General features: G+C 72.6%; 1 pseudogene. It reads right to left on the reverse strand.

Going from position 1 to position 453, the window contains the following annotated elements:
• Window positions 1-453 (reverse strand): annotated as a pseudogene (locus NQU54_RS48815) (acetyl-/propionyl-CoA carboxylase subunit alpha); the annotation flags it as partial.

The following is a 453-nucleotide window of genomic DNA, read 5'->3' on the forward strand; positions in this document are numbered from 1 at the left end:
GCCTGACTTCTTGACCGCCTTGCGCTTGGGCTTCTTCGAGCCGCCGGCGGGGGCGGTGGCCACGCCCAGGGAGGCGGGCAGCGAGACCTCGAGCCGTTTGCCGCCGACCTCGACCACGACGGTCTCGCGGCCGGTGGACTCATCGGCCTCGTCGGTGCCGGTGGGGGTGAAGGGGGTGATGGTGTTGTGGAACTCGGTTTCGATCCAGCGGGTGTGGATGGTGAAGGGCTCGCTGGTGAACGCCGGGTCCGTCACGACCGCCTGGTGGAAGGGGATCGCGGTGGCCATGCCCTCGACCTGGAACTCGGCCAGGGCGCGGGCGGCGCGCTGGAGGGCCTGGGTGCGGGTGGCGCCGGTGACGATCAGCTTGGCCAGCAGCGAGTCCCACGCCGGACCGATCACACTGCCGGACTCCACCCCCGCGTCCAGCCGGACGCCGGGCCCGGCGGGCGG

This window comes from Streptomyces malaysiensis subsp. samsunensis (genome assembly GCF_024519315.1).
Lineage (GTDB): Bacteria > Actinomycetota > Actinomycetes > Streptomycetales > Streptomycetaceae > Streptomyces > Streptomyces malaysiensis.